The following is an 18,661-nucleotide window of genomic DNA, read 5'->3' on the forward strand; positions in this document are numbered from 1 at the left end:
AGGAGCGGTGCGGCGGCGCCGGGCGGGGGGGTGCTGCCGGACTCGCCGTCACTCGCAGATCCGCGGCGGGGCCGGCTTCTTGCCGAGGGTGATCGATACCGTGGAACCCGGCGGGCCCGGGGTGCCGGCCCCGGGGTTCTGGCTCCGCACCCGGTCGACGCTGTCGCAGTCCACCGTGGTGCTCACCGTGCCCAGCGCGTAGCCCGCCGCGGTGACGGCCAGGCTCGCCTGTGCCCGGGTGTCACCCCGCACGTCCGGGACCACGGTCACGCCGGTCACCGAAGCGGTGACGGACGCCAGGTGCCGGCTGTAACCGGTGTCCGAGGACAGGTCGACCACGGTCATGTCTCAGGTGACGCTGCCGGTCGACCCGATGAGCACCGACCTGGCCCCGCCCCCGTCGGGGAAGTCGGTGGTGCCCGGGTCGAATCCGGGCCCGCTGATCACGAGTGCGTCCTCGGCACCGCAGGCGATGCCGTCGGCGCCCCACCGCACCACGGCGTTCTGTCCGTAGACCACGGGTGACGGCGTGACGGAGATCTGGCCCGTCGCGCCCACCGCGCACTGCAGGCCCGGATCGTCGGCGTACGCGGGTGTCACCGCGAAGGCGGTCGCCAGGACGGCGATCGCCGTCAGCAGGGCCGCCCTGGGGGAGCGCCTCAGCCGTGCGGCGGCGGCCCGCGGCAGGGACGCTCGCCCGGCGGGCCGTCGGCGGCCCGGCAGTACTGGTTGTGCCCTCATCCGACCGTCTCCGGAATCTTCCGCCGGGTGCCGCTCCCGGCCGTGCGTTCGCACGGCCTTCGGTCGGCCTCGACCGCCGGACAGCCTTGTGCGGCGGCACGGCCCTGTCGCCTCGCGGTCCGGTCAGCGGACCGGGGCGGCCCCGGCGTCCCCGTCGTCCGCCCGGACACACCCCGACGCGGCCCTCGACGGCCCCGTCCCGACGCGTGATCCAGTGAACGGCCCTAGGCTGGCCGCCATGAGCGCACACTTTGACGTGGTGGTCCTGGGCGCCGGCCCGGGTGGATATGTCGCGGCGATCAGGGCCGCCCAGCTCGGGCTCCGCACGGCGATCGTCGAGGAGAAGTACTGGGGCGGAGTGTGCCTCAACGTGGGCTGCATCCCGTCCAAGGCGCTGCTGCGCAACGCGGAGCTCGCCCACATCTTCACCCAGGAGGCCAGGACCTTCGGCATCCGGGTGAACGGGGAGGTCACCTTCGACTACGGCGCGGCCTTCACCCGCAGCCGCAAGGTGGCGGACGGGCGCGTCAAGGGCGTCCACTACCTGATGAAGAAGAACGAGATCACCCAGTACACCGGCCGCGGCGTCTTCAGCGACGACCACACCCTGCGGGTCGACCTCGCCGACGGCGGCACGGAGACCCTCACGTTCGACCACTGCGTCATCGCCGCCGGCGCCACCACGAAACTGCTGCCGAACACCTCGCTCAGCGAGCGGGTGGTGACGTACGAGGAGCAGATCCTGGCCGACACGCTGCCGCGGAGCATCATCATCGCGGGCGCGGGTGCCATCGGGGTCGAGTTCGCGTACGTCCTGCACAACTACGGTGTCGAGGTCACCCTCGTCGAGTTCCTCGACCGTATCGTCCCGTTGGAGGACGAGGAGGTCTCCGCGGAGCTGACCCGCCGCTACAAGCGGCTCGGCATCAACGTGCTGACCTCCACCCGCGTCGAGGCGATCAACGATTCGGGTGACTCGGTCAAGGTGATGGTGACCACGGGCGGTCAGCGTCAGACGCTCCAGGCCGACAAGGTGATGCAGGCGATCGGCTTCCAGCCGCGCGTGGCGGGCTACGGGCTGGAGAACACCGGGGTCCGGCTCACCGACCGCGGGGCGATCGACATCGACGGGCGGTGCCGCACGAGCGTCCCGCACATCTACGCCATCGGTGACGTGACGGCGAAGCTGATGCTCGCGCACGCGGCCGAGGCGATGGGCATCGTGGCGGCCGAGACGATCGCCGACGCGGAGACCATGGAACTCGACTACGTCATGATCCCGCGCGCGACCTACTGTCAGCCGCAGATCGCCAGCTTCGGCTGGACCGAGGCGCAGGCCCGCGAGAGGGGCTTCGACGTGCGGGTCGCGAAGTTCCCGTTCACCGCCAACGGCAAGTCGCACGGCCTGGGCGACACCGCGGGCTTCGTGAAGATCCTCAGTGACGCCCGGCACGGTGAACTCCTCGGCGCCCATCTGATCGGCCCCGAGGTCACCGAACTCCTGCCGGAGCTGACACTCGCCCAGCAGTGGGATCTGACCGTCCATGAGGTCGCCCGCAACGTGCACGGCCACCCGACGCTCGGCGAGGCGGTCAAGGAGGCCGTCCACGGCCTGGCGGGCCACATGATCAACATGTGACCCGAGCGCCCGGCCGCCGACCCGCTCTCCCCCGCGGCGGGCAGGCGGTGGCAGGTCCCGGAAACCGGACCGTACCTGGGGCGGGATGTCCTGCGCATCTCGCCCCAGGGCCCGGCGGCCGGTCGGACCGGGACCGCTCCGCTACTGGGAGACGCGCACGTAGTCCACCAGCATCTTCTGCGGGAAGACCGTGGTGGCGTTCGGGGCTCCCGGCCAGTCGCCGCCCACCGCGTTGTTGAGGATCATGTAGAAGGGGTGGTCGTAGACCCACGGGCCCTTCGTCGTCTCCAGGGTCGACCGGGCGACGGTGAAGAACGCGTTGTTGTCGACACTGAAGGTCATGTGGCTGGAGTCCCAGTCCAGCGCGTAGGTGTGGAAGGCGGACGAGAAGTCGCTGCCGGCCACCTGGTAGGGCGAGCCGAAGCCACCGCCGCCGTTGTAGGCGGGCGCGTGGAGGGTCGAGTAGACGGTGTCCGGCACCTTGCCGATGTGCTCCATGATGTCGATCTCACCGCAGGCCGGCCACGGGGTACCGGTCTTGAAGTTGGAGCCCAGAAGCCAGAACGCGGGCCACAGTCCCTGTGTGCCGGTCACCTTGATCCGTGACTCGACGTGTCCGTAGGTGAAGTTGAAGTGGTCGGAGGTGTTGATCCGGCCCGAGGTGTACTGGCAGGTCGTGGAACCGGTCAGGGGGTCGGTGGGGCAACTGGAGCCCGGAGTCACCTCCTTGCGGGCCTCTATGACGAGGTTCCCGGCGCCGTCCATCGTGGTGTTCCTGCCGTTGGTGTAGTACTCCAGCTCACCGTTGACACCGGGTCCGGTGTCCTGGGTCCACTTCGAGGCGTCCGGCGTGGTGCCGGCGGCGGTGTTGAAGTCGTCCTGGAAGACGACGTGTTGGGGGTTGCCCGGGTCGGGCGGGTTCGGTGGCGGGGCGGTCGGGCTGCCCCCGGTGCCGAACACGTCGAAGGTCCACAGGGAGTAGCCGTACGCCGTGCCGCGCGCCGTGCCGTACATCCGCACGTACCGGCCGGTGCCGTCGACGTTCAGGGTCTGCTTGAAGCCCGTGCCGGTGGTCGTCGAGTAGACGTCGGTCCAGTTCGTGTTGTCGGCCGAGACCTGGACCCGGTAGGCGCTGGCGTAGGCCGGGTCCCACTGCAGGACGACCTGGGTGACGTGCGCGCTCGCGCCGAGGTCGACGCTGATCCACTGCGGGTCGGTCCAGCCGCTGCCCGCGGCCGTGGCCCAGCGGGTGGCCGGGTCGTGATCGAAGGCCTTGGCGGGGGTGCAGCCGCCGCACTGCGCGTCGTCCTGGGCGCTGGAGGCGGTGGCGGGCTTCTTGTAGGAGAGCAGCACGGCGTTGCCGCCGCCCGGTGGCGGGGTGGTCCCGGTGGTGAACACCTGGAACTCCCAGAGCGAGAAGCCGTACTGGGTCGCCCTGGTCGTCCCGTTCATGCGGACGTAGCGGCCCGAGCCGGTCAGGGTGAGCAGTTCGGTGGCGCCGACACCGGTGGAGGTCTGGTACACGGTCGTCCAGGTGGTGCCGTTGTCGGAGACCTGGATCTGGTAGGCCTTCCCGTACGCGGCCTCCCAGCTGAGCTGAACGCCGCAGATGCTCTGCGTGGCGCCCAGGTCGACCTGGATCCACTGCGGTTCGGCGGCGGCGCTCGACCAGCGGGTGTCGTTCCGGCCGTCGACGGCGGCCGAGGCGGGGGTGCCGGCGTTCTCGGTGGACGAGGCGGTGGCGGGCTTGTTCAGCGCCGCGTCGGTGGTGGAGCATCCGGTGCCGCCGCTGCCGCCGCTGCCGTAGACCTGGAACTCCCAGAGGGAGAAGCCGTAGGCGGTGGCACGGGCCGTGCCGTACATACGGACGTAGCGGCCGGTGCCGTTGACGGTCAGGGTCTGGGTGCCGCCGGTGGCCGTGGTGGTGGAGTAGATGTCGGTCCACGAGGTGCCGTTCGCGGACGTCTGGATCCTGTATGCCGTGGCGTAGGCGCTTTCCCAGTTCAGGACGATCTGGTCGACCGTGGCGGTCGAGCCCAGGTCGACCTGCAGCCACTGGGGGTCGGCGGCGGCGCTGGACCAGCGCGTACCGGCGTCGCCGTCCACCGCGGCGGAGGCGGGCGTGCCCGCGTTCTCGGTGGACGAGGCGGTGACGGGCTTGCCCTGCGACAGCAGCGTTCCGGCCGCCTGGGCGGGCGCCTGCACCAGGGCCAGCAGGCAGGTCGCCAGCAGGGCGGTGACGACGGCGAACAGCACGGTTCGGGGCGAACGTGGTGTGGTGCGGCGGAATAAGCGGTACGGGGGTCTTCCACTCACGGCGTCTCCTGTGGTTGGTCGCCGAACGAGAGAGCGCTCTCCGGATGACTGATGGTTACGGCCTTGTTGCTGACACGTCAAGGCTGTGAACGGAATCGGGCGGCCGGCTTTCCCCGGTCCGGGTATGCCTTCAAAAAGTGAAGGCCGCTGAGCTGTCAGGACCCTGCGTGCCCGTTATGTCCTCGCGGGCCGGTGAACCGCTGAACACGGCCGTCGGCCGGGCCCCGACGCGCCCCGAGGGCCGGATCCGGCGCCCTGCGGGCGACCGCCGCCCCCGCGATTCCCCCGTCTCGGCCGTGCGCCGCGACACGTCATGACGGGACCCGGTCCGTCCGCCATGAACGGCGTGAGGGCCGGGGCGGCGACGCCCCGGCCCTCCGTCCGTTCCGCCCTCTCTACGGCTCGGTGCCCCAGACGAGGGTGCCCGCCACGTACACGGTCACCTTGGGAGCGTCCGCGTAGGAGCTGTTGGCGCCCCGGCTGTAGTCGTCCGACTCGTCGAAGTTCGACCAGTCCGACTTGGCCATGCGCAACTGCAGCTCTCCGCTGTCGGCTCCGGCGGCCAGCGAACCGGAGGTGAAGCCCACCTCCAGATAGTGGTCCGCGCCCGTGCGGCCCGGAGACACGGTGCCGACCGAGGTCTTCACCGTGGAGCAGCCGAGCTGTGCCCAATCGCAGAAGGTCTGGTAACCGGCGGCCGAGGACTCCCCGGTGAACCAGTAACGGATGGTCACCTTGGACAGATCGGCCGCGGCGGAACCGCCGTTGACGAGCTTGAGGCCCGGCCTGATCCCGTTGTCACCCGTGGCGGAGTCGTTGTTCTTGTACTGGGCCTTGAGGCCCGGCGTGCCTCCTCCGCCGCCCGAGGCCTTGGTGGTGGCGGACACCGCCGTGGACGCGGCCGAGACGTTGCCGGCCGCGTCCTTGGCCCTGACGGTGTACGTGTAGGTGGTGGACGCGGCGAGACCGCTGTCGGTGTACGACGTGGTGGTGGCGGTGCCGACCTTGGTGCCGTTGCGGTAGACGTCGTACCCGGTGACGGCGGTGTTGTCCGTGGACGCGCTCCAGCTCAGGGTGGCGCTGCTGCTCGTCGTGGAGCCGACCGCGAGGCCACCGGGAACGGTCGGGGCCTGCGTGTCACCGCCACCGCCGCCCGAACCGCTCAGCGGCGGGTTGGCGTTGGCGAGCAGTTGGCGGAACTGGGCGGAGAACCAGTGCCCGGCGAGCGGGGAGTTGGGCAGTGCGCCGGTGAGGTTGTTCCCGTTCCGCGCGTTCCCCGTGTACGTGGGGTCGCACATCCTGTCGAAGCCCTTGCCCTCGTCGTTGTCGACGGCCTGGCTGGCCCCGTCCGACTCCCCCGGCGGCTTGGCCCACACATAGGCGTCGATGCCCGTGTCGGGTGCGGTCGCCGGGCGTTCACCGAGGCCCGCCCCGCTCTGGTTGCACCAGTTGCCCGCGTGGATGCGCCGGTCGATGCGGCCGCCGTCCACATAGGCGTCGACGCTCGTCGTCGGACCGGGTCCGGTCGGCCTCGCCGAACCGCCCCAGCCATTGCGCGAGGTGTCGACCAGCATGCCGATACCGGCGTCGAAGCCCTGCGCGACGAGTGCGGTGCGCAGCCCTTGCGCGTACGAGCTCTCGTCGTCGTACTGGTTCCAGTCGATCCACTTGGACTGGCGCACCGTCTGACCGTTCACCGTGTCCGTCACCTTGACGTACGGCTCTTTGGTGGCGGAGTAGTTGGCGGTGTTGACGATGAAGCCCGTCACGTCGTTCACGGTGGCGCCACCCGTGGTGGCGGCCTTCTTGAACTCCTGTGCGGCCGGGGTGAGATTGCTGTCCCAGCCGAGCCAGCCGTGGTGGCCCGCGTCGATGTAGTTGTACGCGTTGGGCAGTGCGCCGAGCTTGTGCAGGGCGTAGCCGACGCCCTTCTCGTAGTTGCCGTTCGCCTTCATCGTGGCGCACTGGGGCGTGGACCCCGCGGTGCCGCCCGCGTTGGTCACGAGGTTGGGCAGCGAGTCGGGCTCGATGAGGTTGACGATCCGCAGGCTCGCGTAGGCGGGGTCGGCGAGGATCGCGGCGATCGGGTCGATGTAGTCGCTCTGGTAGGTGGCCAGATCGTCGGGGCCGAGTTCGCCGTTGGAGGCGAGGGCCGCGCAGTCCCTGCCCGGCAGGTCGTAGATGACCAGCTGGACGAGGTTGGCGCCCTGGGCCTTCGCCGCGTCGAGGTGCGCCTTCAGACCTCGGGCGTCGGCGGTGCCCTGGATCGCGGCCATCCGGTCCAGCCAGACGAACGTGGGCTGGTCGGAGACGGCCGAACCGCCCGGCTCGGCCGCCGCCCTGGCCGACCAGTCGGGGTTCACGTACGCCTTCGCTCCGACATAGGGGTTGTCGAGTTTGGCGGCTCCGGTCGCGGTGGTCGGGAGGGCGGTGACGGACAGCGCCCCGATGAGGGCGCCGACGGCGAGAGCGGCGGTCCGCTTCGGTCCGCTTCGGCGCGACGTGGAGTCGGGTCTACGGGAAGGCATCGGTCATCTCCTGGGGAGAGCGGGCGGGTGCGGTCGGTGTGCGGGCTCGCCGGCGGTCGGCCGGTGTGCCGCGTCCGGGCACGCCGGGCGGCAGTCCGCCGGACGGGTGCTCCGTGCGGGCACGACGAAGGTGCGACCGTGCGCGTCGCACGAGGTGGAACTGAGAGGCCGCCGAACAGGAGCGCGCCGCGGCGTCGTCCGGGCGGGGGCCCGGCGTTCTCGTCGTCGCGCGCGGACGGTGCCCGGTCGCTGAGTGGACGGCGGGGACGGGGGCACCGCATGTGGGAGCGCTCCCAAGGTGCGGGGCCCGGAGCGTGGATGTCAACACCCCTGTCGAAACACGGCCACTGACAGCCCATCGCCCATCTGGTGCACAGCGCCGGACCCAGTCACCGACCGCGCGGGCGGATGCCTGGTCGCGACCTGCGCGAGCCACGGGGGACCCGGAACCCTCGCGACAGGGGGATCCGTACGGCCGGCGCGAGCGCCCCGCGCGGCCCGGCCGGAGCGAGCCTGGCCGAAACGGGGCGCACCGGTGGCCGACAACTCCGCACGGGGAGCCGATCGTTGCGTGAGGTATTGACGCGGACACGCTTAGTGGCTTCCATGTGCGCAGTCCGGCGTCGACGAGCCGGCCGTCGGGAGCGGGACACTCCCGACGGTCCGCGGGAGCCGTCACGCCGGATGCCCACCCGCCTGCCCGCCCGGAGACGTGCGCCCGAGAATGGGAGCGCTCCCACCCGGAGAGGACCCCCCACCATGCGTCATCCACCCCCCATCCGCGTCAGGCGTGCCCTGATCGGGCTTCTCACCGCGGCCCTCGCCGCTCTCGTCCCGTTGACCGCCACGGTCCCCGCGCGAGCCGCCGCCGGACCCTCGTCCCCGTCACGTCAGGGGGCCGCGGCCGGCGCCGGATACTGGCACACCGAAGGCCGTCGCATCCTCGACGCGCAGAACCAGCCGGTGCGCATGGCCGGCGTCAACTGGTTCGGGTTCGAGACGGCCGACTACGTGGCGCACGGCCTCTGGTCACGCGACTACAAGTCGATGATCGACCAGATGAGGGCCCTGGGTTACAACACCGTCCGACTGCCCTACAGCGACGACATCTTCAAGGGCGTCCAGCCCAACGGCATCTCCTACGCGGGCGGCCTGAACACCGACCTGCAGGGCCTCGACTCGCTTCACGTGATGGACAGGATCGTCGACTACGCGGGCTCGGTCGGCCTCAAGGTCGTCCTCGACCGCCACCGGCCGGACTCCTCGGCCCAGTCGGCTCTCTGGTACACCTCCGCCGTCCCCGAGACGACGTGGATCGCCGACCTCAAGGCCTTGGCGGCGCGTTACCTGGGCAACACCGCGGTGATCGGGATCGATCTGCACAACGAGCCGCACGATCCGGCCTGTTGGGGATGTGGTGACCCGAACACCGACTGGCGGCTCGCCGCCGAGCGGGCGGGCAACGCGGTCCTGTCCGTCAACCCCAGCCTGCTGATCTTCGTCGAGGGCGTCCAGACGGTGAACGGCCAGAGCAACTGGTGGGGCGGCAATCTCGCCGGGGCCGCCACCGCGCCGGTGCGACTGGACGTCGCCGGTCGTCTCGTCTACTCGGCCCACGACTACGCCACCAGCGTCGCGCAGCAACCCTGGTTCAGCGACCCGTCGTTCCCGGCGAACATGCCGGCCGTCTGGGACAAGAACTGGGGTTACCTCTTCAAGCAGAACATCGCCCCCGTCTGGCTCGGGGAGTTCGGCACCACTCTGCAGTCGACGGTCGACCAGAAGTGGCTCGCCGCGCTCGTCGACTATCTGCGGCCCACCGGTGCATACGGCGCCGACAGCTTCAACTGGACCTTCTGGTCGTGGAATCCGAACTCCGGCGACACGGGAGGCATCCTCAAGGACGACTGGCAGACCGTGGACACCGTCAAGGACGGCTACCTCGCCGCCGTCAAGGCACCCGGCTTCACCGGAGGAGGAGGCGGCGGCGGAGACACGAACGCGCCGTCGACACCGGCCGGACTGGCCGTGACCGGTACCAGCGCGTCGAGTGTGTCCCTGTCGTGGAGTGCGTCGACCGACGACACCGGGGTCACCGGCTACGACGTCTACCGCGGCACGGCGAAGGCCGGCCGGACCACCGGCACCTCGTTCACCGACACGGGCCTCACCGCGGGGACCCGCTACGACTACACGGTGCGGGCGGTCGACGCGGCCGGGAACGTCTCTCCGGCGTCGGTGCCGGTCACCGCGACGACCACCGGCACCGGGGGCGGCTCCAGCGGATGCAGGGCCGCCTACAAGGTGAGCAGCGACTGGGGCAGCGGGTTCAACGCCGACATCACGGTCGTCAACACGGGCTCCTCGACGACCAGGTCGTGGCAGGTCACCTGGGAGTGGCCGGGCGGCCAGACCGTCTCCGGGATGTGGAACGCCTCCTACAGCCAGGTCGGCCGAACGGTGACCGCGAGCAACGCCGACCACAACGGCGCCATCGCGGCGGGCGCCTCGACGGGCTTCGGCTTCGGGGCGGCACCGGGCGGGGCCGGTACCCCGGCCCTGAGCTGCCGGGCCGCCTAGGTCGCCCGGATCCGTCCCGTCCGGACCGCGGCACGCCGCACGGCGCCTCGCCGTGGGGTGGCCCGCGGCCGGGCGGGACGCGACGCCCTCCTCACCTTGACGCATCCCGAAGGAGTCCGGGTACCCGCGTCCAGATCTGGGACTGCTACGGCGGGGGCGGCACCCAGCCGAACCAGGTGTGGAGCATCCGCTGAGACGAGGCGGCACGTCGATCGGACCGCGAGACCCTGTCCACCCCGTGGAACGGCCCGGAACGGAATGGAACGCCCAACTCCCCGGGTGGTGACGCGGAACGGCACGGGCCGCGCGCTCTTGAGGGCGCGCGGCCTCGACCGGGCCGGCTCCACCGATTCAGCAGTCGAGTCGAGAACCGGGACAGGGATGAACATTTCGAGAATGAGCCGGCTGTTCGCGGTGGCCGGGGCCCTGGTGGCCTCGCTGGCCGTGTCCGGGGGCACCGCGTCGGCCCGTGTGCCCGCGGGAGCCTTCGACCGCGCGGCCGACGCGCAGAGTTTCAGCATCACGGCCGACGACCAGCAGAACCAGTTCGTCCAGGCGGTCGGGACCCCCGGCGCGACGGTGCTGATCGCGGGGACGGTGAATCTCGACCTGAGCGGCTGGTCGGCGATACCCGTGGCACCGGGGGTCCGGATCATCGGTGACCGCACGGTCGTCGCGAGGGGGCCGCGGATCTTCACGACGACGTTCCCGCGCACCCTGCTCACCGTCGGGGACGGCAACGGCGGCACCGCGGACCATGTACGGATCAGCGGGATCAGGTTCGACGGCGGGGAGCCGATGGACCCCGGGGCGTCCGTGGGCACCACGGACGCCGACGGGATCGACATCTGGTCCAGCCAGAACGTGGAGATCGACCACGACGAGTTCGCCCGATGGCGCGGCGCCGCGATCGCCGTGCAGGATCCCGGCAACCGGATCGACCGGGCCGACGCCGGCACCGTGTGGGTGCACGACAACTACATCCATGACAACCAGCACCCCACCATGAACGGCATCGAGGACGCGTTCGGCAGCCACCACGGTGCCGGATACGGGGTGTCCCTGAACAACGGCGCCTACGCTCTCATCGAGAGGAACGAGTTCCAGGCCAACCGTCACTCGGTCACCGGAGACGGCCGGCCCGGCACCGGGTACCTCGTGTACCGGAACCTCATGGAGTCCCCCGGGCTCGGCTTCTCGCTGCTGGGCTGGGACCACTACGAGCACCTCATCGACATGCACGGCCGCGGGGACTGCTCCAACTACCAGTGCGGACCGGCGGGCGAGTACGCCGACATCGCCTACAACTCCTTCCCGTCCACCAGCTCGACCGAGATCAAACTGCGCGGTACACCCTCGGTCGGGTTCGACGTCGAGAACAACGTCTTCGCCCACACCGTCCGGTGGTCCACCACGTTCACCAACGGTGCGCTGGACCAGACCGAGACCGGGCTGCACGACAACGGCGGGAACGTCCTCGGGGCCAACCGGGACAACCAGCGCACGTGTGACTTCGACGGCGACGGCGTCGACGACCCCTTCATGACCACCGGCGTGACCTGGTGGTACGCCACCAGCGCCGGGGACCAGCACTGGGTGTACCTCAACCAGTCGCACGAACGCATCGCCGACCTCCGGTTCCGCGACGTCGACGGCGACGGTCTGTGCGACGTCACCTCGGTCAACGACGGCAGGGTCTACTACACCCGCCGCTGACCCGACGGCACGACGCGCCCCCGCACCGCTCGGCGAGGGTCCGGGCGGTGCCGGTCACCGGGCCACGCCCCGTGACCGGCTCCGGCGGCAGGGGCCGCGGCGCGTCCGTCGTGGCTCGTGCCGCTCGGGTGACCCGGGCCCTCGCCCCGCCACGCGGGTGCGGTAAGAAGTCCGGTGTGAACGACCAGACCCGACCCGCGACCGTTCGTGTGTTCATCGCCCTCGCCCCGCCCGACCACGCGAAGGAGGAACTCGCCCGGGAGCTGCGTCCCGCCTACGGCACCCATCCCCGGATGCGGTGGAACCGGATCGAGGACTGGCACATCACCCTGGCGTTCCTCGGAGAGCTGCCGACCGGGCACGTGCCGCTGCTGCGGCCCCCGCTCGCCGGTCTCGCGGCCGGCCGGCGGCCCCTGTGTCTGGCCGTGCGCGGCAGCGGGACCTTCGACGACCGCGTGCTGTGGAGCGGGATCGACGGAGACCTCGACGCACTGCACACACTCGCCGCCGATGTGCGCACCACCGTCAGGAACTGCGGGATCACCTTCGAGGAACGGCCCCTGCGCCCTCATCTGACGCTGGCCCGTGCCCCCCGGGGCGACCGGTCCTCGGCAGAGGAGATCGCCGGAGGGCTGGCCGGGTTCAGCGGCCGTGGATGGCCCGCCGGGCGTCTGCACCTGGTCGGCAGCAACGCCGGACGCGGCCACGGGCCGATCCACTACCGCGACATCGACGCGTGGGACTTCGGCGACAGAGGCGGCGCCGGATCCTGAACGGACCGGCACCGACCGCCTGGTGGTACGGAATCACTCCGGCCGCCGCCCCCGCTCCGGAACTCCCGGGGCGCGCAGGGTGGAGCGGGTGCGGGGACACGGCCGGTCGGGCCCGGTGCGGGGGCGCCGCCGCGGTCCGCGCCGGGCCGAGGGGGTCATCGGCAAGTGGTGGCGAAGCCGTCACCTGCCAGCGTCGCGCAGCGGTGAGCCGACCCGCCGGTGAGGACGGGGGATCGGGTGAGGGCCGCCGCGCACACCGGTGGCCTCACCTCATGGCTCCCCACGACGCCGGGTCGACGACGCCGGTCACGAGTCCGTCCGCGGGAAGCGCCGGGTCACGCTGGGCGATCAGTCGGACACAGTGGGCGTCCCGGACTCGGCGAACGGTACCGGCTGATAATGGGGGTGCCTTCGCGGCCCGGTGGCGGCCCATGGTTTTGTTGAGGGCCGTCGGCGGACCCCGCCCACGGACAGGAGACCCGCAGGGGAAGTGAGGTATGTCGGTGATCGTCGTCGGAGGCATGATCGGGATCGGCAAGACGAGCGTTGCCGAACTGCTTGCCGAGGAACTGGGCAGCAAGGTCTTCTACGAGAGCGTGGACGACAATCCGATCCTTCCGCTGTTCTACACGGCGAGCCCCGAGGAGATCCAGGCCAAGCGCTACCCCTTCCTGCTCCAGCTCTACTTCCTGCGGACCCGGTTCGCCTCGATCAAGGAGGCGTACAAGCAGGGCGACAACGTGCTCGACCGGTCCATCTACGAGGACTGGTACTTCGCCAAGGTCAATCACGACCTGGGCAGGATCAGCGCCCTGGAGATGCAGGTCTACGAGGGACTGCTCGACGAGATGATGCACGAGATCGAGGGCCTGCCCTACCGCAAGGCGCCCGACCTCATGGTCTACCTCAAGGCGGACTTCGAGACGGTGCTGAACCGCATCGGGCTGCGGGGCCGTGATTTCGAACAGGACGAGACCCTCGTCGAGTACTACCGAACGCTGTGGGCCGGCTACGACGAGTGGGTGCACAAGCACTACTCGGCCAGCGAGGTCCTCGTCATCGACATGAACAACACGGATGTGGTGAACAGCCCCGAGGACGCGGCCCGCGTGGCGCGCCAGGTCAAGGACGCTCTCGCGGAGGGCGGGCGCCGCGCCTGAGACCGGGTCCCGCGAGGGTGCGCCCGGCGACGGGATCGTCAGGACCGTCTCAGGGACGGTACGCCGCTGTCGCGATCTCGACGAACGACCGGATCAACGGGTTGGAGTCACCCTCGTTCCACACCGCCACCACCCTGCTCGGCGCCATGTCGGCCAACGGCACCACCGCCAACTCCGGGGGCAGGTCGTGTCCGAGCGGCGCCACACCGATCGTGCCGTTCCACAACACGGCCTGCAGGCACTCCTGGACGACACGCACCACCGGGCCCTCCCGCGGCTCACCGCCGTTCCAGTACGACTGCCAGATCGGGTCGGTCCCCCGCGGGAACTGGAACCAGCGGCGGTCGCCCAGGTCGGCCCGCCGCAACAGGCCGCGGCGGGCCAGCGGGTCGTCGGCGCGCAGGACCACGCCCACCGGATCGGAGCGCAACTCACGTACCGTCAGGGCGGTCTCGTCGAACGGCGCCCGGGTCAGGGCGACATCGACCAGTCCGGCGCGCAGCCCGCAGGTCGGATCGGTCAGGTCGGTGTCGCGGATGCGGACGTCGGTATCGGGGTGGCTCCGGCGGTAGGCGGCCGCCAGCCTGGCCGCTCCCGGGTCGGTACCGTCGCCCAGGATGCCGACGGTGAGAGTCGCGACGTCGGCCCTCGCGGTCACGCGGGCGAGGACGTGGTCGGCCTGATCGAGCAGGGCCCGCGCCTCGTCGAGCAGGACCGCGCCCACCGGGGTGAGCGTGACGCCGAGAGGAGAGCGGTCCAGCAGCCGGGCGCCGAACTCGGCCTCCAACTGCTTGATCGCCCGGCTCAGCGGCGGCTGGCTCATGTGCAGCCGAGTGGCGGCCCGGCCGAAGTGGAGTTCCTCGGCGACCGCCACGAAGTAGCGCAGGGTACGTAGCTCCACGCGGCGACCATACCCAGAAGGTATCGGCCTCGCGGAACAGGTCTTGGACAGTCGCGTGCCCCCGGCGGTGCACTGAGGTCATGCCGGAAGCAGCCGAGACCGGCGCAGCACACGCCGACCCCGCCGTACCGGTGGCCGGTCCCGAGGCCGGCGCCCGGGTGATGGGCCGCTGCGCCGCACCCGCCGCAGACCACGAACGGAAATCATGATCATCGCGTACTGGATCGTCGCCGGCACCCTCGCTCTCTTCTACCTCTACGCGGGCGCGCTCAAGGCGGTCCGCAGCCGGGACCGGCTCCGCCCGATGATGGCCTGGGTCGATCGCATGCCCCTGCCCGCCGTCCGAGCGCTGGGGGCGATCGAGATGCTCGGCGCGACCGGACTCGTCCTGCCGCCCCTGACCGGCATCGCCCCTTGGTTGGCACCGGCAGCGGCCATCGGGTTCCTGCTCCTGCAAGCCGGGGCGATCGTCGTCCACCTGACCGGCGAGGACCGCCGGACGGCGCTCAACCTGGTCCTCGTCGCCACCTCCGCGGTGACCATCTGGCTTGCCGCGGTGTGGTGGTGACGCACCGCTCTCGAAGCGCGGACGGGACCAGGAGCCGAACTCCCCTCACCACAGCGCCGGCTACCGCCACTCCCCGTCGGGACGGCCCGTCCACGGGCCCGGGGAGGCGGCCGCGGGGGTGCGGGTACGGGGGTTCGGCGCCCGTGAGTGAATAGGCGGCATGCTTTCCGACTTCGCACACGACCACGACGGTGAGCGGCTCCGCGGTGTGTACGGCGGTGATCCTTCCCGGGTGACCGCCGTGGTACTGCACGGCGCGGGTGCCGGCAGCACGGAGCGACTGCTGCCGGTGGTGGAGGAGTTCGTGACCCAGGGCTGCCGAGGGATCGCCTTCGACTTCTCCGGGCAGGGCGACAGCACCGGAAGCCTTGCCGAGTCGAGCCTGCGGCGGCGGTGCGGACAGGCCGTCTCGGTGATCGACGCGTACGCGGGGGCCGACGGGCCGTTGGTCCTGGTGGGGTTCAGCATGAGCGGGCAGACGGTCGCCGATCTCGTGCGGCACTACGGGGCCCGGGTGACGGCGCTGGGCCTGTGCGCGCCCGCCGTGTACGCGGCCGCCGCGTGGGACGTGCCTTTCGGGCAGGGTGAAGGCCGGTTCAGCGGGATCCTCCGGCGGCCGGACAGCTGGCGTGCGGCGCCCGCGCTTCAGGTGCTGCGGGCGTTCGAGGGCCGGGCGGTACTGGCCGTGCCCGGCACCGACGCGGTGATCCCTTCGGGGGTGACCGAGGCCGTGGAGGACGCGCTCACCATGTGCGCGCGGTACACGCGGTTCGATCTTCCGCACGCGCAGCACCAGTTTGGCTGTGGCTGCGCGATCACGGTGACGACCGGCGGGCGTTCGTGGCGGCGGTGCTGACCGGCCTCGACGACCACGGCCGGTCGGCGACGCACGCGTAGGTGGCCGAACGGCTCGGCGACGGACGTCCGGTCACCCACGCGCGTCCCGGTCCGGCGGATCAATCGACCGACATCGCCCGAAGGAGGCGTACCCATTGGCCGCCGTGGTGCTCGTTCATGGCCTGTATCACCGCCCCGGGCACTTCGCCCTGGTGGCGGAACCCTTGCGGAGCGCGGGAATCGAGGTGGCCGTACCCGAACTCCACCAGGGCTCGTTGTCCGCCGACACCGCCGCGGTCCAGGCTGTCGTCGACTCGCTGCCGGAGCCCGCGATCGTGCTCGGCCACTCCTACGGCGGATCAGTGATCACCGGCCTGCGCGGGGCGCGGCACCTGGTCTATCTGGCGGCCTTCACACCCGATGCCGGTGAGAGCGCGGCCGGCCTGGGCGGTGCGACCGCGCAGCTCCAGGACGCGATCGACACCGAGCCCGACGGCTGGACCAGCCTGCACCCCGGCCGGGCCGCCGACGTCCTCTACGGCGACTGCTCCGAAGCTCGCGCCGCCTGGGCGGTCGGCCTGCTCCGTGCACAGGCCCCCGGCTGCGGGCGGGGCGTCCCGGACCGCCACGGCTGGAAACACACTCCCTCCACCTACGTCGTCTGCACGCGGGACCGGGCCGTCGACCCGCTCCTCCAGCGGAAGCTGGCCTCGCGCTGCACGGACGTACGCGAGTGGCGGACAGGCCACTCCCCGTTCGTCGGACAGCCCGATCTCGTGGTCGGGCTCCTGCGGGAGCTTGCCGCCGAGCCTCAGCCACGGCTCGACGGACCTGTCACAAACCGTAGTTGACATCGCGGGGGGGGCGGCCACGCGACGGCGCACCCCCCGCTCGCGTTCCAGGACACCGATCCCGTCGGCCCCTCGGTCCCGGCGGCCCTCCGGTCGGTCGTCGAGTCCCCTGAGTCCTCAACCGGCCCTGGACATCGAGCTGTCCCGGGCTTCTTCCAGTACGGAGAGCCAGGAGGCGACGTTCGGTCTGCGCCGCAGCAGAAGCCTGCGCTCACGCTCGGTCATGCCGCCCCACACCCCGAACTCGATCCGCTCGTCCAGCGCTTCGGCCAGACACTCGGTGCGCACCGGACACTGCATGCAGATCATTTTCGCCCGCTTCTGGCGCGGACTGTCCGCGAACAGATCGTCCGCATCGGAGCTGCCGCAGGCGGAGCTCTCTCTCCAGTCGGTCTTCGTACTCGTCATGACGTCCCTCCCACGGCCGAGCGAGCTGATGACGCTGCTGCAGGTTGCCGTACCGATCCAGTCCCCGGACCGTGCGTGCCGTCCCGCTCCGCCCTTCCCCGACGCGGCGCCGTCGTCCCGCACCCCACCCGCGAAGCGCGGCTCCGTCCGGCACCTCGGCCCGTTCTTCACCGTCCAACCGGATATACGCAACGCGACCCGCTTCCTCTCAGACCCGGCGGAGACCGTCCGTGACCGGGTGCCCGGCGGACCTCCGTCGGCACGGTGTGCCGTGCGTCGCCGGGCGCGATGACCACCGCGCCGGGCGCGCCGTCCGCCTGGGCGTGGACCGACGCGTGGACACAGCCCACGGCCGCCCCGTGGGGATGGATCTCCCGCCGCCTCCGAGGCCCAGGCCGCGCCCACTGCAAGTCCGCGCCTGTCCGGTGCGAGGAAGCAGGTCCCGGACCAAAGCCTCCGGACCTTTGACTCTCCCCCTCCGAGCGACCTAGGTTCCTTCTAGTCGACCGGTCGGTCAGTGTCGCTCGGCCGCGACGTCCCTCGGCTCCGACACGAAAGCAGAACCCGGCATGCGCACCACCACTCTGGGCACCCACGGACCACGGATCGGCGTCATCGGTCTGGGCGCGATGGGAATGAGTTTCGCCTACGACATGGTCACCCCGCGTGACGAAGCGACCTCCGTCTCCGTCATCCACCAGGCCCTCGACCTGGGCACGACCCTGATCGACACCTCCGACGTCTACGGCCCGTACACCAACGAGGAACTCCTCGGCCGGGCCCTGACCGGCCGACGCGACGGAGCGGTGATCGCCACCAAGGTCGGCCTGGAGTCCATGGACCCCACCGGCGGTCCCGGCGGTTCCCCGCTGGTCAGGCCCAACGGCCGGCCCGAGCACGTCCGCGCCGCCATCGACGGCAGCCTGCGCCGCCTGGGCACCGACCACATCGATCTCTACCAACTCCACCGTGTCGACCCCGAGGTCCCGATCGAGGAGACCTGGGGTGCGATGGCCGAGTCGGTCACGGCCGGCAAGGCGCTCCGCCTGGGCCTGTCCGAGGTCACCGTCGAGCAGATCCGGCGCGCCCAGGCCGTACACGCGGTCACAATCGTGCAGTCCGAGTTCTCCCTGTGGACCCGCGACGTCCAGGCCGCGGTCCTGCCGTACTGCGAGGAGCACGGCATCGGCTTCCTGCCGTACTCCCCGCTGGGCCGCGGCTTCCTCGTCGGCCGGTTCACCTCCTTCGGCGACCTGCCCGAGAACGACCAGCGGCGTCGCCTGCCCCGCTTCCAGCAGGACAACCTGCGGGCCAACCTGGACATCGCGGCGAAGGTCCGCGAGGTCGCCGACCGGATCGGCGCCACTCCCGCGCAGGTGGCCCTCGCGTGGCTCGCCGCTCAGGGCCCCTACGTCGTCCCCATCCCCGGTACCAAGACCCCGAAGTACCTCGCCGACAACGCGGGCGCCGCGGACGTCCGGCTCTCCCCGGCCGACCTCGCCGATCTCGACGCCATCCAGGCTCCCGTCGGCGCCCGGTACTGACGGGCAGTCCCCGGCGCCACCGGGCGACAAGCGACAACGACCATGAGGGCGCGGCATGTTGCCGCGCCCTCATGGTGTGCCGTGCCTCAAGGCGATGTG

The 18,661-nt window shown here is 71.1% G+C and carries 16 protein-coding genes; 10 read left to right on the plus strand and 6 right to left on the minus strand.

The genetic code is table 11. The annotated features are described in order from the left end of the window. Positions 1-48: 48 nt before the first annotated feature. Together OG776_RS08415 and OG776_RS08420 are read right to left on the minus strand one after the other, a co-directional pair. Positions 49-345 (minus strand): PASTA domain-containing protein, encoded by a 297-nt coding sequence (locus OG776_RS08415; protein WP_148009754.1) that lies wholly within the window; start codon positions 343-345, stop codon positions 49-51. Positions 346-348: 3 nt separating this feature from the next. Beyond that, on the minus strand, positions 349-741 hold the full coding sequence (locus OG776_RS08420; protein ID WP_148009753.1) for a hypothetical protein: 393 nt from the start codon (positions 739-741) through the stop codon (positions 349-351). A gap of 238 nt (positions 742-979) precedes the next feature. Between OG776_RS08420 and lpdA the strand changes: the two genes are divergently transcribed. Beyond that, positions 980-2,380 (plus strand): dihydrolipoyl dehydrogenase, encoded by a 1,401-nt coding sequence (lpdA, locus tag OG776_RS08425; protein WP_148009752.1) that lies wholly within the window; start codon positions 980-982, stop codon positions 2,378-2,380. 141 nt (positions 2,381-2,521) lie between these two features. Here lpdA and OG776_RS08430 read toward each other — a convergent pair whose 3' ends face one another. Next, complete coding sequence (locus OG776_RS08430) at positions 2,522-4,633, minus strand: discoidin domain-containing protein (protein ID WP_329323674.1); 2,112 nt, start codon at positions 4,631-4,633, stop codon at positions 2,522-2,524. Between the two features lie 458 nt (positions 4,634-5,091). Beyond that, positions 5,092-7,224: a glycoside hydrolase family 6 protein gene (locus OG776_RS08435; RefSeq protein ID WP_329319849.1), complete on the minus strand. Its 2,133-nt coding sequence runs from the start codon at positions 7,222-7,224 to the stop codon at positions 5,092-5,094. 759 nt (positions 7,225-7,983) lie between these two features. Here OG776_RS08435 and OG776_RS08440 point away from each other — a divergent pair. The 4 genes from OG776_RS08440 (at position 7,984) to OG776_RS08455 (ending at position 13,453) form a co-directional block, all read left to right on the plus strand. Further along, complete coding sequence (locus OG776_RS08440; protein ID WP_329319851.1) at positions 7,984-9,804, plus strand: cellulase family glycosylhydrolase; 1,821 nt, start codon at positions 7,984-7,986, stop codon at positions 9,802-9,804. Positions 9,805-10,200: 396 nt separating this feature from the next. Then, positions 10,201-11,520 (plus strand): right-handed parallel beta-helix repeat-containing protein, encoded by a 1,320-nt coding sequence (locus OG776_RS08445; RefSeq protein ID WP_329319853.1) that lies wholly within the window; start codon positions 10,201-10,203, stop codon positions 11,518-11,520. A gap of 176 nt (positions 11,521-11,696) precedes the next feature. Further along, a complete protein-coding gene (gene thpR, locus OG776_RS08450; protein ID WP_329319855.1) occupies positions 11,697-12,293 on the plus strand; it encodes an RNA 2',3'-cyclic phosphodiesterase in 597 nt (198 codons plus the stop codon). A 497-nt stretch (positions 12,294-12,790) separates the two neighbouring features. Beyond that, entirely contained in the window at positions 12,791-13,453 is a 663-nt protein-coding gene (locus tag OG776_RS08455; RefSeq protein WP_148011587.1) for a deoxynucleoside kinase, read from the plus strand. A gap of 49 nt (positions 13,454-13,502) precedes the next feature. Here OG776_RS08455 and OG776_RS08460 read toward each other — a convergent pair whose 3' ends face one another. Beyond that, positions 13,503-14,354 carry a LysR family transcriptional regulator gene (locus OG776_RS08460; protein WP_329319857.1) on the minus strand — a complete coding sequence of 284 codons (852 nt, stop codon included), beginning with the start codon at positions 14,352-14,354 and terminating at the stop codon, positions 13,503-13,505. 80 nt (positions 14,355-14,434) lie between these two features. On the opposite strand from OG776_RS08460, the gene OG776_RS08465 reads away from it, so the two are divergent. The 4 genes from OG776_RS08465 to OG776_RS08480 all read left to right on the plus strand — a co-directional run bounded on the left by OG776_RS08465 (position 14,435) and on the right by OG776_RS08480 (position 16,610). Further along, positions 14,435-14,563 carry a hypothetical protein gene (locus OG776_RS08465; protein WP_329319859.1) on the plus strand — a complete coding sequence of 43 codons (129 nt, stop codon included), beginning with the start codon at positions 14,435-14,437 and terminating at the stop codon, positions 14,561-14,563. Continuing rightward, positions 14,560-14,922, plus strand: coding sequence for a DoxX family protein (locus tag OG776_RS08470; protein WP_329319861.1), 363 nt, complete (start codon positions 14,560-14,562; stop codon positions 14,920-14,922). The genes OG776_RS08465 and OG776_RS08470 overlap by 4 nt, the downstream gene beginning before the upstream one ends. Positions 14,923-15,082: 160 nt before the next feature. Continuing rightward, positions 15,083-15,778 (plus strand): alpha/beta fold hydrolase, encoded by a 696-nt coding sequence (locus tag OG776_RS08475; protein WP_329319863.1) that lies wholly within the window; start codon positions 15,083-15,085, stop codon positions 15,776-15,778. A gap of 136 nt (positions 15,779-15,914) precedes the next feature. After that, positions 15,915-16,610 carry an alpha/beta hydrolase gene (locus OG776_RS08480; protein ID WP_148012637.1) on the plus strand — a complete coding sequence of 232 codons (696 nt, stop codon included), beginning with the start codon at positions 15,915-15,917 and terminating at the stop codon, positions 16,608-16,610. Positions 16,611-16,727: 117 nt separating this feature from the next. Here the strand turns inward: OG776_RS08480 and OG776_RS08485 are convergent, their stop codons facing one another. Beyond that, positions 16,728-17,018, minus strand: a complete 291-nt coding sequence (locus OG776_RS08485; protein ID WP_329319866.1) for a WhiB family transcriptional regulator — start codon at positions 17,016-17,018, stop codon at positions 16,728-16,730. Positions 17,019-17,587: 569 nt separating this feature from the next. Here OG776_RS08485 and OG776_RS08490 point away from each other — a divergent pair. Further along, entirely contained in the window at positions 17,588-18,562 is a 975-nt protein-coding gene (locus OG776_RS08490; RefSeq protein WP_329319868.1) for an aldo/keto reductase, read from the plus strand. The last annotated feature ends 99 nt before the right edge of the window (positions 18,563-18,661 follow it).

The organism is Streptomyces sp. NBC_01689, from assembly GCF_036250675.1.
GTDB lineage: Bacteria > Actinomycetota > Actinomycetes > Streptomycetales > Streptomycetaceae > Streptomyces.

Coding starts and splice junctions, on each gene's coding strand:
- OG776_RS08415 (WP_148009754.1), bottom strand. CDS start 345: ATGACCGTGGTCGACCTGTCCTCGGACACCGGTTACAGCCGGCACCTG.
- OG776_RS08420 (WP_148009753.1), bottom strand. CDS start 741: ATGAGGGCACAACCAGTACTGCCGGGCCGCCGACGGCCCGCCGGGCGA.
- lpdA (WP_148009752.1), top strand. CDS start 980: ATGAGCGCACACTTTGACGTGGTGGTCCTGGGCGCCGGCCCGGGTGGA.
- OG776_RS08435 (WP_329319849.1), bottom strand. CDS start 7,224: ATGCCTTCCCGTAGACCCGACTCCACGTCGCGCCGAAGCGGACCGAAG.
- OG776_RS08440 (WP_329319851.1), top strand. CDS start 7,984: ATGCGTCATCCACCCCCCATCCGCGTCAGGCGTGCCCTGATCGGGCTT.
- OG776_RS08445 (WP_329319853.1), top strand. CDS start 10,201: ATGAGCCGGCTGTTCGCGGTGGCCGGGGCCCTGGTGGCCTCGCTGGCC.
- OG776_RS08455 (WP_148011587.1), top strand. CDS start 12,791: ATGTCGGTGATCGTCGTCGGAGGCATGATCGGGATCGGCAAGACGAGC.
- OG776_RS08465 (WP_329319859.1), top strand. CDS start 14,435: ATGCCGGAAGCAGCCGAGACCGGCGCAGCACACGCCGACCCCGCCGTA.
- OG776_RS08470 (WP_329319861.1), top strand. CDS start 14,560: ATGATCATCGCGTACTGGATCGTCGCCGGCACCCTCGCTCTCTTCTAC.
- OG776_RS08475 (WP_329319863.1), top strand. CDS start 15,083: ATGCTTTCCGACTTCGCACACGACCACGACGGTGAGCGGCTCCGCGGT.
- OG776_RS08485 (WP_329319866.1), bottom strand. CDS start 17,018: ATGACGAGTACGAAGACCGACTGGAGAGAGAGCTCCGCCTGCGGCAGC.
- OG776_RS08490 (WP_329319868.1), top strand. CDS start 17,588: ATGCGCACCACCACTCTGGGCACCCACGGACCACGGATCGGCGTCATC.